The sequence below is a fragment of the Halocynthiibacter styelae genome (genome assembly GCF_016123485.1).
Classification (GTDB): domain Bacteria; phylum Pseudomonadota; class Alphaproteobacteria; order Rhodobacterales; family Rhodobacteraceae; genus Halocynthiibacter; species Halocynthiibacter styelae.
In genome coordinates this window covers 1-13,812 of the sequence record NZ_JADCKQ010000015.1, presented here as the reverse complement: position 1 = coordinate 13,812, position 13,812 = coordinate 1, and the positions used below count along the sequence as shown (strand labels likewise).

Here is a 13,812-nt window from a genome sequence, read left to right as displayed (position 1 = left end):
TTTGCTGTCATTGGAAGGAAATGACGTGAACGCATATCACATGGCCAAAACGGCCTATTCCGGTGCAAATGCCTCGACCATCCGCACCCCAAGTGCAAATGAATACGAAGCCTTCGCCACAGTTACGCGTAAGCTGATGTATGCAGCGGCACGTGACCCCAAAAACATCCCTGAAATTGCCCATGCCATCCATGACAACCGACAGCTCTGGTCACGCCTGGCTTCGGCGGTTGTCAGTGATGACAACGCCCTGCCGATGGACTTGCGCGCCCGGATCTTCAGCCTTGCAGAGTTCACAACACAACACAGCAGCAAGGTTCTGCGCGGCGATGCAGATCTGACAGCCCTGGTTGAGATCAACACAGCCATAATGCGCGGCCTGCGCGCCCAGGATGGCACGTCATGAGTGGTCTTGTTCTGAAACTCGCCCCGAGAGAACGGGTTCTGATCAATGGTGCCGTTATTGAGAACGGCGACCGGCGGTCCCGCCTGTCCATTATCACCCCTAATGCCAACATCCTTCGGCTGCGTGATGCAATCCACCCCGAAGATGTCAAAACCCCGGTCAAACGGGTTTGCTATATAGCCCAGCTTATTCTGTCCGGTGATGCGGACAAAGAAGAGGCCCGAATGCAGCTGATCCGCGGGATTGAACAGCTTAGCCAGGTGTTTACAGATGATGACAGCCGGCGCCAGATGGCCGTAGCAACCGAAGCTGTGGTGAGTGATCAGTTTTATCAGGCTCTGAAAGCTTTGCGCGCTTTGCAGCCCCGCGAAGAGCGGTTGCTGGCCAGTGCACAGGCAGCCACGTCATGAGCTTTCAGCCCGTCCTGCCTTTCATGGGCTATCCAGGCTGGACCTTCCTTTCCCGCACACTGGATCAACAGCAGGAAACCTTCGAACAAGGCGCGCAAATCACACGCCAGGTGCAGAATTTTGAACAGAAGATCGGGGCTGTTCAGACAGCCGAGCAACTGGTCAATGATCGACAACTGCTGGAGGTTGCGCTTGGGGCTTTCGGGCTTGAAGAAGACATCAACAGTAAAGCTTTTATTCAACAGATCCTGGAAAGCGACACACTGGATACCGCAAGCCTTGCAAACAGGCTGGCCGACAAACGGTATCTTGAATTCGCCCAGGCTTTCGGATTTGGCGATTTTGACGTGCCGCGCACCCAGCTGTCCGACTTTCCGACGGAAATTACGACGGCTTTCCAGAACAATCGGTTTGAAATCGCGGTAGGGGATCAAAACGCAGATATGCGTCTTGCGTTGGGTGCGGAACGTGATTTGCAGGTTCTTTCTGACAGAAGCATATCGGATACAGCAAAGTGGTATACCGTGATGGGCAATGCGCCGCTAAGGCAGGTGTTTGATACAGCTTTCGGGATGCCTGCAAGTTTCGCAGCCCTGGATCTGGACAGACAGCTGGAAGTGTACCGTGACAGGGCAATACGGGATTTTGGGACTGACAGCATTGAACAATTCAATCAGCCTGAGATGCGGGAAAAACTGATCCGGAACTTCCTGATCCGATCCGAGGCACAGAACTTCAATGCTCAGACATCAGCCAGCCAGACGGCCCTGACGTTGCTACAGTCAGGATAAATATTTCAGGTTCCGCCTTCTGCTGCCAGAACCTGTTCAAGCCGTGCAAAGCTATCCGCACAGCGGCCAGTGTCATCTTCTGACAAAAACCGATCAAGGCCCGGCCAGACCCGAATGGCGGCATCAACAACCGGATCTGACCCGGCAAGATATAGCCCGGACTGAATCATCATTTCCGCCCTGTCATAAGCCCCAAGCAATCGGCGTGCACGGGTGATCAGTGTATTTTCCGCATCACTTGCGGCACCGGGCAGACTGCGGGACACAGACCGCAACAGATCTACCGCCGGAAACCGTCCGCGTTCAGCAATCTGACGATCCAGCACGACATGCCCGTCAAGCACGCCCCGCAAAATATCTGCAATCGGTTCATCCATATCTGATCCGGCCACAAGGACGGAAAATACACCCGTGATGTCGCCCCCGTTTTCGCCACTAGGCCCGGCACGTTCGCAGAGAGACATAATCATATGGCTTGTCGACGGAGGAAAACCCCGCAAAGAAGCTGGTTCACCTGACGCAAGGGCAATTTCGCGATGGGCTTCGGCAAACCGCGTGATGGAATCTGCAAGCAGTAATACATGTTGCCCCTGATCCCGGAAATTTTCTGCAACACTCATCGCAGTCAGTGCACATTGGCGGCGCACAAGCGGTGACTGATCGGACGTCGCGGCCACAACAACCGCCCGCGCCATGCCTTCTGGCCCCAGCACATTTTCAACAAATTCCCGGACTTCGCGACCACGTTCACCGATCAGGGCGATCACCACAATATCGGCCTGCACGTTGCGTGCGAGCTTCGCCAGCAAGGTAGATTTACCCACGCCCGAACCCGCAAAAAGACCAATCCGCTGACCCCGCACAATGGGCAGCAACGTATTAAACACAGCGGTACCCGTTTCAAGACGTTCCCCAAAACCGCGCCGTTCGGTGGCAAGCGGGGGTTTTCCATGCAAAGGGTATTCGTTCACACCCCGCATCAGAAAAGATCCGTCAATTGCACGACCAAAGGGATCAATCACATGGCCGATCCAGCTGTTATCTGGTGCAATCGTGTTCTGGCCGGTCAGGATGACTTCGTCCCCAATGGCGACCCCTTCCAGATTCTGATCCGGCATAATCGTCAGAACTTCCCGGTTCAGCTGCAGCACTTCGCCCCCGGACACAATCCCGCTGGAACAGTGAATGCAGACCTGATCCCCAAGCCCTGCCTTATAAGACAACCCTTTGACAGAAAGCGTGTTTCCGAAAACTTCCGTGATCCTACCGACGGGCTGTGTCGCCCTGAGAGTTGCGAATTCGGCCAACAGGTTTCTCAGCCCTGCCTTGTGATCTGGTCTGGTGTTCACGGTCTCTGTCATGGGCTGCTTTCACTGCGTTCATATCGATTGAAACCATTTCTAAAGGAATCAGGGTTAAATCTTGGTTGAAACCGCACGTGGGAGAAGCCCCGATGCTTAATAAGATAGAAATCTTCAACATGGCCGATGCCATGGCCCGACACGCCGCCACGCGCCAGAGTGCCGTGGCGCAGAACATCGCGAACGCCGATACCCCCGGGTATAAGGCACGGGATGTTACCTCTTTCAGTGACACATATCAGAACCAGACCAGTGATGGCCTGCGCAGCACCCGACCCGGGCATTTTCTGCCGGGCGAAACTGCATATTCGGTGCCGCTGCAGATCCGCCAGGATCCGGGAACAGAAAGCCCCAATGGCAACACTGTTTCCCTGGAACAGGAAATGCTGATCGCGACTGATGTGAAACGCCAGCATGACAAAGCACTGACGGTTTACAGTTCTTCCCTGAACATCTTGCGCACAGCCATTGGCCGATAGGAACACATGATGACTGATTTCAGCGATACTCTGGCCCTGTCCGCAAGCGGCATGAAGGCACAATCCACCCGCCTGCGCCATGTGTCAGAGAATATAGCAAATGCAGATACCCCGGGATTTCACCGGAAAACCGTGAACTTCGAAGAAGTTCTGTCCCAGGGGGCACGCACCGGACAGGTGCAGACAGGTCCAGTGCAACTGGACCGCAGCGCGCCAGAGCAGATCTTTGATCCGTCTCACCCGCTCGCTGATGAAAGTGGCCATTATGATGGATCGAATGTCGATCTGGTGGTCGAAATCGCAGATGCGCGCGAAGCACAGCGCAGCTATGAGGCGAACCTCAAAATGTTTGATCAGGCGCGGCAAATGTCGTCCAGCCTGCTTCAGCTTCTGCGCCGGTAAAGGAGAGAAGAATGGATATCCGTTCCACACTCGCCGCGCAGCAATATGCGGCAACACGTCCGGCCACTGCCCCTAAAACGGGGGCAGAGGAAGCGGCGTCAGGCTTTGGCCAACTGGCCGGAGATTTCGCACAAACCCTGCGACAGGGTGAAGAAACTGCAAAGGCCGCCATGACCGGCGGGGCAGATTCCCACGCATTGGTTCAGGCGCTGGCCCAGACGGAACTTGCGGTGGAAACCGCCGTGACCGTGCGGGACAAAGTGGTTGAAGCTTACCAGGAAATCCTGCGGATGCCGGTGTAAGGGGCGTGTTATGAGCGAAGCTGTCTTCTTCGATGTTCTGCGCCAGGGCCTTTGGGTCGCGGTGATCACGTCAACCCCGATCCTGGCCGTGGCCCTGATCGCGGGCCTGATCGTCGGACTATTCCAGGCACTGACATCGGTGCAGGAAATGACCCTGACATTTGTGCCAAAGCTTCTGGCGATTGTCATCGTGTTCTGGGCCTCGATGAACTTCATGTCGAAAACCCTGGTCAGCTTTTTTCAGGGTCAGATCATCCCTCTGATATCAGGAGGTTAAGATGGATAACGCAGGCTATACCACCCTCACCCGGCAATCCGGTTTAATGCGCGAAATGCAGACCGTGGCCAATAACCTGGCCAATATGTCGACAAGCGGTTATCGCCGGGAAGGTCTGATTTTTGCAGAACATATCAAACGGCTGGACGGTGAAAGCGACAGCCTGTCGATGGCAACCGCCAGCGCACATAATACATCCATGTTACAGGGCACACTGACCCAGACCAATGGGACTTTTGATTTTGCGATTGAAGGCCCGGGGTTTTTCCTGATCGAAACCCCGGCGGGCGATCGGTTAAGCCGCGCGGGCAATTTCACCCCCAGTGCGGAAGGCGAACTGGTCACGCCCGAAGGCTATCGCCTGCTGGATAATGGCGGCGCGCCGGTTTTTGTGCCACCTGACGCCGACACAATTAGTCTGGCGGCGGATGGCACATTGTCAGCTGGGGATACGCCGCTTGCGCAGATTGGCCTGTATCAGCCTGTTGATCCGAACCTGATGCAGCGCGAAGACGGCGTGCGTTTTATTTCAGAGGCAGGCGTTCTGCCGGTGGAAGGCAGCGCGATTGTGCAGGGGTTCATTGAAAATTCGAACGTGGATCCTGTGGCCGAAATCACCCGGATGATCGAAGTGCAGCGCGCTTACGAACTGGGCCAGGGCTTTATAGATCAGGAAGACGAACGCATTCGCAGCGTCATGCGCACGCTGGGTGCATCATAAGGAGGGACGGATATGCGCGCACTGAAAATAGCCGCAACGGGCATGAGCGCCCAGCAAATGCGGGTTGAAACGATTTCCCAGAACCTCGCGAATATGAACACAACGGGTTACAACGCGCGGCGGGCGGAATTTGCCGATCTGCACTATCAACAGATGACCCGCCCCGGCACGATCAATGCCGCCGATGGTACGGTCGTCCCGACGGGCGTGCAGCTGGGCCTGGGGGTGCGGCCAACATCGGTTTCGGTGCAGTTGGCACAGGGTTCACTTTCAGCCACCGGCAATGATCTGGATCTTGCGATTGAAGGCAACGGATATCTTGAGGTCACCATGCCGGATGGGGCCTCTGCTTATACGCGTGACGGCGGGTTAAAGCGCAGCGGTGAAGGGCAGATTGTGACATCAGACGGTTATCCCGTGGTGCCTGACATCACGATCCCCACAGATGCGCGCAGCATCTCCATCAACGCCGAAGGCGAAGTTTACGCCTATTTCACCGGCCAGGTTCAGGCACAACAGATCGGTACATTGACGCTGGCAAATTTCACCAACTCCAAAGGGTTGGAAGCGATTGGGTCAAACCTGTTCCTGGAAACTCCGGCATCCGGCCCCGCAACGGTGGGAACGCCCGGTGTCGATGGGCTGGGCACGTTGCGGCAAGGCTATCTTGAGGACAGCTCTGTGGATGCGGTGCGCGAAGTGACCGAACTGATCGAAGCCCAGCGCGGGTATGAACTGAACGCCAAAGTCATCACCGCCGCCGATCAGATGCTTGGCGCAACCACGCAGATCCGCTGATGAAACATCTTATTTTCATATCATCCCTGTGGTTCTTCATGTGGGAATCCGCCCTTGCTGAAACCCTGATCGCCGCCCGCACCATCCGCAGCCAGACCATTCTGCATGCATCTGATCTGATCGTGTCTGAAGGAACCGCCACCGGCAGTTTCACACAGGTCAGCGATGTGGAAGGCTTGGAAACACGGGTTACGCTATATGCCGGGCGTCCGATCCGGCCAGGTGATGTCGGCCCCGCGACTGTTGTGCAACGCAATCAGGTTGTGCCGCTGATTTACAGTTCAGCGGGTCTTTTGATTACAACGGAAGGTCGCGCGCTTGATCGCGCCGCCCCCGGTGAATTTGTCCGCATTATGAACCTGTCCTCCCGCACCACCGTCAGTGGTCGTGCCATGGCTGATGGGTCTGTGCTTGTTCAGAATTAATAAGGAAACCCGATGATACGTTTATGCCTGACTTTGCTGTCTCTCTTGTCACTTATGGCCTGTTCTCGTCTGGAAAATGTCGGGCGCGCACCGGCCTTTATCCCACCAGAGGGCGGCGCAGAACAGGCCGCAATGGTGACGCCGGGCCTGCCCGTTTCGATCACGCCTGAACAGGCCACAGATGGGGCATCGTTATGGACGCGCAACCGGGGATCTTTGCTGGGCGACAGACGGGCTGCGGTCCGTGGCGATATTCTGACGGTCGTGATCGAAATCGACGATAAGGCCGAAATTTCCAATGCCACCAACCGTTCGCGATCAGGGAATGAAAGCATGGGCGTTCCGCAGCTTCTGGGCATTCCGCAACGCATCGCAGAAGGTCTGCCCGCCGGGGCGACGGTTGATCCGCTGATTCAGACAAATTCATCCAGTGCGTCCGCCGGCAGCGGCACCGTCAGCCGGAATGAAAAGCTTGAACTGCGCGTTGCGGCCACTGTGGTTGAGGTTCTGCCCAATGGGGTTCTGGCCCTTCAGGGATCGCAGGAAGTACGGGTGAATTTTGAACTGCGCGAATTGCTGGTATCGGGCTATGTACGGCCTGAAGATATCTCGCGTCAGAATGAGATCACCTATGACAAAATCGCGTCAGCCCGGATTTCTTACGGCGGACGTGGACAAATTTCGGATGTTCAGCAACCGCGGATTGGCCAGCAGATTGCTGACGTCATCCTGCCGTTCTGATCAACGGAGATTCTGATGTTGGGAAAACTTTTACCTGTCCTTCTTGCCCTGGTGGGCACCGGTATTGGCATTGGTGCAGGGGTTGCTTTGCGCCCCCCACCGCCCCCCCCAATGGAAATCCACCCCTGCGGCCCGGGGAACGACATGATGGCTGAGGAAACAGAGGCTGAGCCGGCTGAAGAAGAGGTCACAGATTCCACCCAGAATGAGTTTGTGCGCTTTTCCAATCAGTTCGTGGTTTCCGTCGTTGAAGACGACAAAATTGTTGCCCTGGTTGTTATGTCGCTAAACGTCGAAGTGCTGCCCGGAAACACAGAGGAAGTCTTTCGACAGCAACCGAAACTGCGCGACGCTTTTCTGCAGGTCATGTTCAATCATGCCAATATCGGCGGGTTTAACGGGGCGTTTACCGATACCAATAAAATGACATTGCTGCGCAATGCGTTGCTGGAAACGGCACGTCGGCAGCTGGGCGAACCGATTGTTGCGATCCATATCCAGGATCTGGTGCGGCAGGACCTTTAGTAGGTTTTGATGTCGCGTGCATATTCTTCATAGATCGTCGGGTTGAAAATGGAATTCACCCCAAGGTCACGACGCGGCAGAAGGTCAGATGTAAAAACACGGCTGGCGCTGAAACTGGCGCTGGTCAGGGATCTAAGCCCTTCGGGGAAATCCTGCACCTGTTGCCCGGCCTGTGCGGACGCCATGTGGAACCCCCAGATCCCAAAGGACGGAATGCCCGTCTGATAGCTGATGACTTCGGGGAAGCGTTCTTTCAGGGTTTCCGCCACTGTCCAGTAGGAATGCGGGGCGAAGAATGGGGAAGAGCTTTGGGATACAATCGTGCCGTCATCATCGAGAATCGCAGCGACCATGGCGTAGAATTCCACGGAATAAAGCTTGGCCAGGGCTTCGTTATGGGGATCGGGGAAATCAATGATGATCCGGTCATATGTCTGATTGGTTTCTTTCACGAAAAGGAACGCATCCTGATTAAACACATGGACCTTTTCAGATGACATACTGCCACCATTCAGTCGGACAACCGGAGCAAATTCCCGGCCAAGTTCGGTCATTTCAGGATCTAGATCCACCAGATCAATACGCTGCACGTCCGGGTATTTCAGGATTTCACGGATCGCCAGACCATCGCCGCCGCCCAGCACCAGGATGTTCTCTGCCGGGCGGTCCCCCCAGGACATCACCGGATGCACCAGGGCTTCGTGATAGCGATATTCATCCGTTTCGGCGAATTGCAGGTGGCCATCAATGAACAGGCGCACATCGTTTTTCTGCCAGGTGTTGGTGACGACCAGCGATTGATAGGGGGACTGACTGCGCCAGACCACCTGATCGAAATACAGATGATCCTGGGCATAGGCCGTGATGCGGGATGCCAGAAGTGTCAGCCCGAACAACAACAGGATCGCCCCACATGTCAGTGCCAGCATCCGGCGTGGGGCAACAAAATGATCGCGCAGCCAGAACACATTCAGCAACGCTACGGTGGCGTTGATCAGGCCAATCGCGAAAGACGAGGTGATCAGGCCAAGCGACGGCAGCAACAGCATCGGGAAAGCAACCGATCCGATCAGGGCACCGATATAGTCGAGCGACAGAACATCTGCGATAGATTCGCGCGTGGTGGATCGGTCAGACAGAACCCGCGTCAGCAGCGGGATTTCCAGACCAACCAGAAACCCGATCAGCGAGATAAAGGTGAACATGCCGGTGGTGTAAAGCCACGGGGCAAATGGAAAAAGCATAAACAAAGCAATGCTGCATAGCCCCCCGACCAGAGCGAGGATCAGTTCAACATAGACGAAGGCCGCGATCAGATTGCCCATGATAAAGCGCGACACATAGGATCCAACGCCCATGGCAAACATGAAAAAACCGATGGTCAGCGAGAACTGATAAACAGAATTGCCCATCAGATAGCTCGAAACCGTGCCGATGATCAGCTCATATACAATGCCGCAAAGTGCAACGACCATAATGGAGATCAGCAGAATGGTAGCCTGTCGTGCAGGCAGATCCTGATAATTTATTTCATTTTCCCGGGACATGCCCCTGCCTCAGATTTATTTGCAGAAATAAGAAAGCCCGGCGCAGTTCGCGGCCGGGCTTTGTGTTGGTATTTGCGTCGGCTTATTTGCCCGCGCGTGGGCCACCGGAACGGGCACTGCGCGGTGCCTGATACTGGCTGCGCGGTGTGACGTTGCGGTTGTTAAAGCTGTTCGGGGTCACCCCTGCAGCACGCTGACGGCCAAGAAGATTGCCCAGCAGCATACCTGTCAGAAAACCTGTACCGGAGAACCGCAGACCGGAAGAGTTGCCAGCCACATCCGTTGCGATCAGACGGTTGTTTGCTTCGTCGATTTCGACGGTGAACACTTTACCTTCGCCTTCATCCTGAACGCGGTTGCCGTTGTCATCCGCATATCCAAGGAATGTCGCATCGTTCTGAACCGTCAGGCCCAGGGATGTGCCATAAAAGCGCGGATCCGCATTCAGAACATCGGTATAATAGCCGGTAAATTCTGTCATTTGCTCTTCAGCGACAGAGTCAAAGCTGTTTGTTTCAAGGTACCCCTGGTAGTTCACCAGGGCAAATTCTGTACGATCAAGAACCTGACCAAGATCTGCTGTTTGTTCTGATTTTCCGCCAAGGAAAACGCTGTAAAGAATGAAGCCAACGACACCCAGAATTACGAGGCCTTTAAGTTGTCCGAACATGTGTGAATCCTTACTTTCAAAATCTGTATTCTATTTATTTGCCAAAGAACATATCCACCAGTCCTGATGCAAGCCCGGTGCATAATAATCTTTCAGCGCACCGGTTTTTTCAAACCCATGTGCAGCCAGTGCGTCACTATTTGCCTCTGAAAGATCAGACGGCACCGCCAGCGACACCTGTTTGGCGTATTGACGGCGGGCATCCTGCAAAGCGTCTTCCATCCCGCTCAAACCTTCGTCTGTCTCACGCCAGACAAGCCCGATGACACGATCTGATTCCGCCTCAGGCGCACCATCGCGAATGCGCAGGCCGGTTTTCTGTGATGCCGCCTCAGCCGGCCCCGGCACAAATTCAGGATTGTTCAGCCCATAGATGATCTTTGCTTCGCGTGTGCCGTGAAACTGCGGGATCTTCAGTTCAACTTCTGCACCGAAATCCTCATACATCCGGTGCGCATCAGCATAAAGCTGTTTGCCGAAGTCATCATAATCACTGGTGGCAATAAACAGTTTACGTACACCCTGGTCTTTCAGTTTGCCCAGCAGATTGTTCATCATCTGGCTGCCATACCCTTCGCCAGTATGGCTTTTTGTCAGATAGGTCCAGGACAGCCAGGCAATATCGGGCACCTGTTCGTCAAGATAATATCCGGTCACGCCAAGAACCTGTCCACGCTGTTGCAGGACAAACATTCCGTCAAAGCCTTCTTCAAGCAGGGTGCTTTCTGCTTCGCGCGCGTCGTCATCATCTGTTTCATCAATGATCGCGATGACCGCAGAAAGATGCGTCATCTGCATCGGTTTCAGAACCGGTTCCTTGCCGCCAAAAAGAGATCCGAACATGGCATATCCTCCGCCAATCAGAATGGATGTTATATGTGTGTATATTGCAAGTTGATCTGATTGAAACCAGACTTCCAGCGCCAGAAACATCAGGATCAGCACCCAGGTCTGCACCAATTTTTCCGTGGGGGTGCTATGTAGAATTGCGTAAGCTAGAAACCCGTATGCCGCCGCCGATATTCCCAGAAAATCCGGGCCTGTGATCAGGAACTGCGCAAGAGATCCCAATACGACACAGGCCAGCGCCAGACCTGCGCTACGCAATGCCCCGATATCACGTTCTGTCACCGCCCCCGCCACAGCGATCAATCCCAGATTCATCAGCATATGTGACAGGCTGCCATGCCGCAGAACCGCGCCCAGGCTGTCCTGAAAGTTCTGTAGTTGCGCCGCATCTGTCAGTGGTCCGGCCTGAAACCAGACCCAAAGTATCGCCAGACACAGAAAAGGCGTCACCCGAAGCCGCCGCAAATCCTGCATCAGACCGGGGCTTTCTGATCCGCCACCTGCGGCACCTGCCCGCGATCAAGGATCTGGATGCGTTCTTCACCCGGGGCAAAATACGCCTTGAGAACGGAGAGAGCCTTTTCGGCATCCGACTGTCCGCACATAAAAATATCAATCGCGACATAATCGTGTTCCGGCCATGTGTGCACCGAAATATGGGATTCAGCGAGCAAGGCAAAGCCTGTGTATCCGAACCCTTCGCCAAAATCATGTAACTTCAGATCCAGCACAGTGGCATCCGCCGAAGCAGCCGCGTCAGACAAAAGCTGCGCGACCGACCCCGGAGAACTCAGATACCGCGCCTGATAAAAGTCCGCCAGGATATGGCGCCCCAGTCGTGGGGAAGGATCAGATTGAAAATTCATCTTATTCATTCAAATATCTGCCAAAATCACATACGAGCCACGCTTGTATATTTCGAACGCAGCAGTTCAGGTTACATAACCTGTTTTCCAGGCCAGATACATGCTTACAGAGGTAAATTTCTCACGTGCGCAAATACCCGCAGACAATCAATCCGGATTGAAACAGGCGGTCATTCAGCTCCTCGGTACATTTTGCATGCGAAGTGCAACAGAACACGCGCGGTAGATGTTGCATTGATCTGCCGCGTTACATATTTCATCCGCCCACTAAGGAGAAACTTATTGGTTCGTTTCTCAGAACAATCACAACAGATCATCCTCGGTCACGAATTGAGTATGCCACCATAATCGTAACAGCCCAGCCCAGAAGCAACAAAGCAAACGACACCAGTATGATCATCAGGGAACGCGGATAAAGCGCTGTGTCAGGTAATGTCGGCTCGATATGGACAGCAAGATATTTGGTGCGCCGTCCGGCCTCTGCCCGTGCAACATCGAAAGCAGCCGCCGCCGCAACAAAGGCCTGCTCGGCAAATTCGCGTTCGACAAGCAGCGCTTCAAAACGCCCGACAATCTCGACCATGCCACTGTTCGCGTTTCCCGATAAAGCCTGTCGTTCTTCCTCGAGGCGGCTTTCAATTGCGGAAACCCGCCGGCGCAACTGCGCAAGCCGCGGGCTATCCTCACGTGTCGTCGCGGCAGTCAGAAGATCAAGCTCAATCCAGGCGTTCGCCAGTTGCTGCTGCAAAGCCGCTGATATCCCGCCCTGACTTTGCACTGCAATTGTAGGGTCAATTACACGGGCTGCTGAGCGGAATTCGCTCAAGCCCTGACGCGCGGTTTTCAGGCGTTCACGAGCACTTTCAAGGTCAGCCTCTGCATATCTGATCGCATCCTGGCGGGCAAGAAAGCTCAGTTGGTCCACAAGGCTCTGTGATTGCAGCAAAATACGCTCATTGATATGCCTTGCGCCCTCTGGATCAAAAGCAAAAGCCTGAACACGAACGATACCACTTCCCTTATCCAGGTTCACTTGCACCATACGGTTCCAGTGCTGCACCAGTTCTTCCACAGAAACATTATCGGCAATAGTGAACACCGGATCATGTTCCGGTGCAGCGTAGACGGCGCGCAATCCTATCTCTTCTTCCAATGTCCGAACGATCTTCTGGCTCCGAATAAAATCAAATACGATCTGCGCATCAGAAGTTGTACCCGATGACAACTCACCAAGACCAGATAATGCATCAAACGGATTTGCAAATTCCTCAGAGCGTACGGAGAATGACATTGAGGAGCTGAACTGAGGTGTTGCGAGCCCCCCTAGATAGAGCGCAATCAAGCTGACCGGCAACTGAACAATCAACAGGAAAGACCAGATCAGCATTTTATGCCGGCGCTGTATACGCGTTCTTTGCGCCGGTCGCCGAATCCCCTTGCGAACCTGCGCAGCCTCGACCTGGTTCGTTGAGTTGGCTGTCATACTCCAGCCCCTGTTTTGAAATACCTGAGTAACACTTACAGCAATTATGCCTGAGTTCAATTGCCTATAACTTTACGCTATGAGAAAGCCTACCTCGCCACATAACTTGCAACGCAGGCATGTTCCATTTCAGACTGCACGCGTTATTGCCGCTTTGTGCATGCGTGAAATGACAACTGCATTTTTCATGCTCAGTGACCTGCTTGTTTACACAGGTTCACAGAATGCTGAATTTGGTCAAGTATTTGGCATATCCCTCCCCTCGTGCAAAAGGCGCACTTCTTGACGAAACTGCGTGTTCTCCTTTTCCACATTTTCATGTGGTCCTGATATCAGATCATCATGTTGATGCTTTTGGACCCATTTGTTCAGCGTTGAAAACCCGCCCCTGAATCCAATGAAAATTGAGGCCGCGTACACCACTGATCGCCGTCATCCACACTGCATCACGCCGGAATTCGAGTGTATATCTCGCTGCCATTCTCAATCTTTGAATAGCAAACATTGCTCAAAAGAGACCGGAACCTAACTGCGACAGGACCTGTCTTCAGCTGTATACCACCACCCCCATCTCTTTTGCTACGCTGCCTTTTTGTAGCGCCTGGCTCATCGACCATTCAACCGCCGCTGCTTTAACTTGTCACTGTAGGATATGGGTTTCTGTGCAATGGGGTGCTTCCATCACGCCTGCTGTTTCGCAACGGCTCCCGGCCCAATGTTGTTTAGGCCGGGAAGGCTCAATTCCTCTAGATAAATACG

At 54.2% G+C, this 13,812-nt stretch carries 18 protein-coding genes; 12 read left to right on the top strand and 6 right to left on the bottom strand.

Annotated features, from left to right (window positions below):
• Window positions 1-25 precede the first annotated feature (25 nt).
• The 3 genes from flaF to H1D41_RS15925 are packed head-to-tail and all read left to right on the top strand — an operon-like array spanning window position 26 to window position 1,607.
• Window positions 26-406, top strand: a complete 381-nt coding sequence (gene flaF / locus H1D41_RS15935; RefSeq protein ID WP_107498444.1) for a flagellar biosynthesis regulator FlaF — start codon at window positions 26-28, stop codon at window positions 404-406.
• Window positions 403-816 (top strand): flagellar biosynthesis repressor FlbT, encoded by a 414-nt coding sequence (flbT, locus tag H1D41_RS15930; RefSeq protein ID WP_228849852.1) that lies wholly within the window; start codon window positions 403-405, stop codon window positions 814-816. The genes flaF and flbT overlap by 4 nt, the downstream gene beginning before the upstream one ends.
• The gene (locus H1D41_RS15925) at window positions 813-1,607 is read left to right on the top strand and encodes a DUF1217 domain-containing protein (protein ID WP_228849851.1); all 795 of its coding nucleotides are present in this window, start codon (window positions 813-815) and stop codon (window positions 1,605-1,607) included. Before flbT ends, H1D41_RS15925 begins: the two co-directional genes overlap by 4 nt.
• Window positions 1,608-1,612: 5 nt before the next feature.
• Here the strand turns inward: H1D41_RS15925 and H1D41_RS15920 are convergent, their stop codons facing one another.
• Window positions 1,613-2,968 (bottom strand): FliI/YscN family ATPase, encoded by a 1,356-nt coding sequence (locus tag H1D41_RS15920; RefSeq protein WP_228849850.1) that lies wholly within the window; start codon window positions 2,966-2,968, stop codon window positions 1,613-1,615.
• A 92-nt stretch (window positions 2,969-3,060) separates the two neighbouring features.
• On the opposite strand from H1D41_RS15920, the gene H1D41_RS15915 reads away from it, so the two are divergent.
• The 9 genes from H1D41_RS15915 to H1D41_RS15875 are packed head-to-tail and all read left to right on the top strand — an operon-like array spanning window position 3,061 to window position 7,638.
• Window positions 3,061-3,447, top strand: coding sequence for a FlgB family protein (locus H1D41_RS15915; RefSeq protein WP_228849849.1), 387 nt, complete (start codon window positions 3,061-3,063; stop codon window positions 3,445-3,447).
• Window positions 3,448-3,456: 9 nt separating this feature from the next.
• A complete protein-coding gene (flgC, locus tag H1D41_RS15910; RefSeq protein ID WP_107498440.1) occupies window positions 3,457-3,849 on the top strand; it encodes a flagellar basal body rod protein FlgC in 393 nt (130 codons plus the stop codon).
• Window positions 3,850-3,860: 11 nt separating this feature from the next.
• The gene (gene fliE, locus H1D41_RS15905) at window positions 3,861-4,151 is read left to right on the top strand and encodes a flagellar hook-basal body complex protein FliE (protein ID WP_107498439.1); all 291 of its coding nucleotides are present in this window, start codon (window positions 3,861-3,863) and stop codon (window positions 4,149-4,151) included.
• A 10-nt stretch (window positions 4,152-4,161) separates the two neighbouring features.
• Window positions 4,162-4,428 carry a flagellar biosynthetic protein FliQ gene (locus H1D41_RS15900; RefSeq protein WP_228849848.1) on the top strand — a complete coding sequence of 89 codons (267 nt, stop codon included), beginning with the start codon at window positions 4,162-4,164 and terminating at the stop codon, window positions 4,426-4,428.
• Between the two features lies 1 nt (window position 4,429).
• Window positions 4,430-5,149 (top strand): flagellar hook-basal body complex protein, encoded by a 720-nt coding sequence (locus tag H1D41_RS15895; protein WP_228849847.1) that lies wholly within the window; start codon window positions 4,430-4,432, stop codon window positions 5,147-5,149.
• Between the two features lie 12 nt (window positions 5,150-5,161).
• A complete protein-coding gene (gene flgG / locus H1D41_RS15890) occupies window positions 5,162-5,947 on the top strand; it encodes a flagellar basal-body rod protein FlgG (RefSeq protein ID WP_228849846.1) in 786 nt (261 codons plus the stop codon).
• On the top strand, window positions 5,947-6,372 hold the full coding sequence (flgA, locus tag H1D41_RS15885; RefSeq protein WP_228849845.1) for a flagellar basal body P-ring formation chaperone FlgA: 426 nt from the start codon (window positions 5,947-5,949) through the stop codon (window positions 6,370-6,372). The genes flgG and flgA overlap by 1 nt, the downstream gene beginning before the upstream one ends.
• Before the next feature lie 12 nt (window positions 6,373-6,384).
• Window positions 6,385-7,113 (top strand): flagellar basal body L-ring protein FlgH, encoded by a 729-nt coding sequence (gene flgH, locus H1D41_RS15880; RefSeq protein WP_228849844.1) that lies wholly within the window; start codon window positions 6,385-6,387, stop codon window positions 7,111-7,113.
• 15 nt (window positions 7,114-7,128) lie between these two features.
• Complete coding sequence (locus tag H1D41_RS15875; protein WP_228849843.1) at window positions 7,129-7,638, top strand: flagellar basal body-associated protein FliL; 510 nt, start codon at window positions 7,129-7,131, stop codon at window positions 7,636-7,638.
• Here the strand turns inward: H1D41_RS15875 and H1D41_RS15870 are convergent.
• From H1D41_RS15870 to H1D41_RS15850, 5 genes are all read right to left on the bottom strand, one after another.
• Entirely contained in the window at window positions 7,635-9,185 is a 1,551-nt protein-coding gene (locus tag H1D41_RS15870) for a polyamine aminopropyltransferase (RefSeq protein WP_228849842.1), read from the bottom strand. The genes H1D41_RS15875 and H1D41_RS15870 overlap by 4 nt on opposite strands.
• A gap of 82 nt (window positions 9,186-9,267) precedes the next feature.
• Window positions 9,268-9,855: a hypothetical protein gene (locus H1D41_RS15865; protein WP_228849841.1), complete on the bottom strand. Its 588-nt coding sequence runs from the start codon at window positions 9,853-9,855 to the stop codon at window positions 9,268-9,270.
• Between the two features lie 30 nt (window positions 9,856-9,885).
• Window positions 9,886-11,154, bottom strand: coding sequence for a rhomboid family intramembrane serine protease (locus H1D41_RS15860; protein WP_228849840.1), 1,269 nt, complete (start codon window positions 11,152-11,154; stop codon window positions 9,886-9,888).
• A gap of 23 nt (window positions 11,155-11,177) precedes the next feature.
• Window positions 11,178-11,579 (bottom strand): adenosylmethionine decarboxylase, encoded by a 402-nt coding sequence (speD, locus tag H1D41_RS15855; RefSeq protein WP_228849839.1) that lies wholly within the window; start codon window positions 11,577-11,579, stop codon window positions 11,178-11,180.
• 304 nt (window positions 11,580-11,883) lie between these two features.
• Entirely contained in the window at window positions 11,884-13,053 is a 1,170-nt protein-coding gene (locus H1D41_RS15850) for a sugar transporter (protein WP_228849838.1), read from the bottom strand.
• Window positions 13,054-13,812 lie beyond the last annotated feature (759 nt).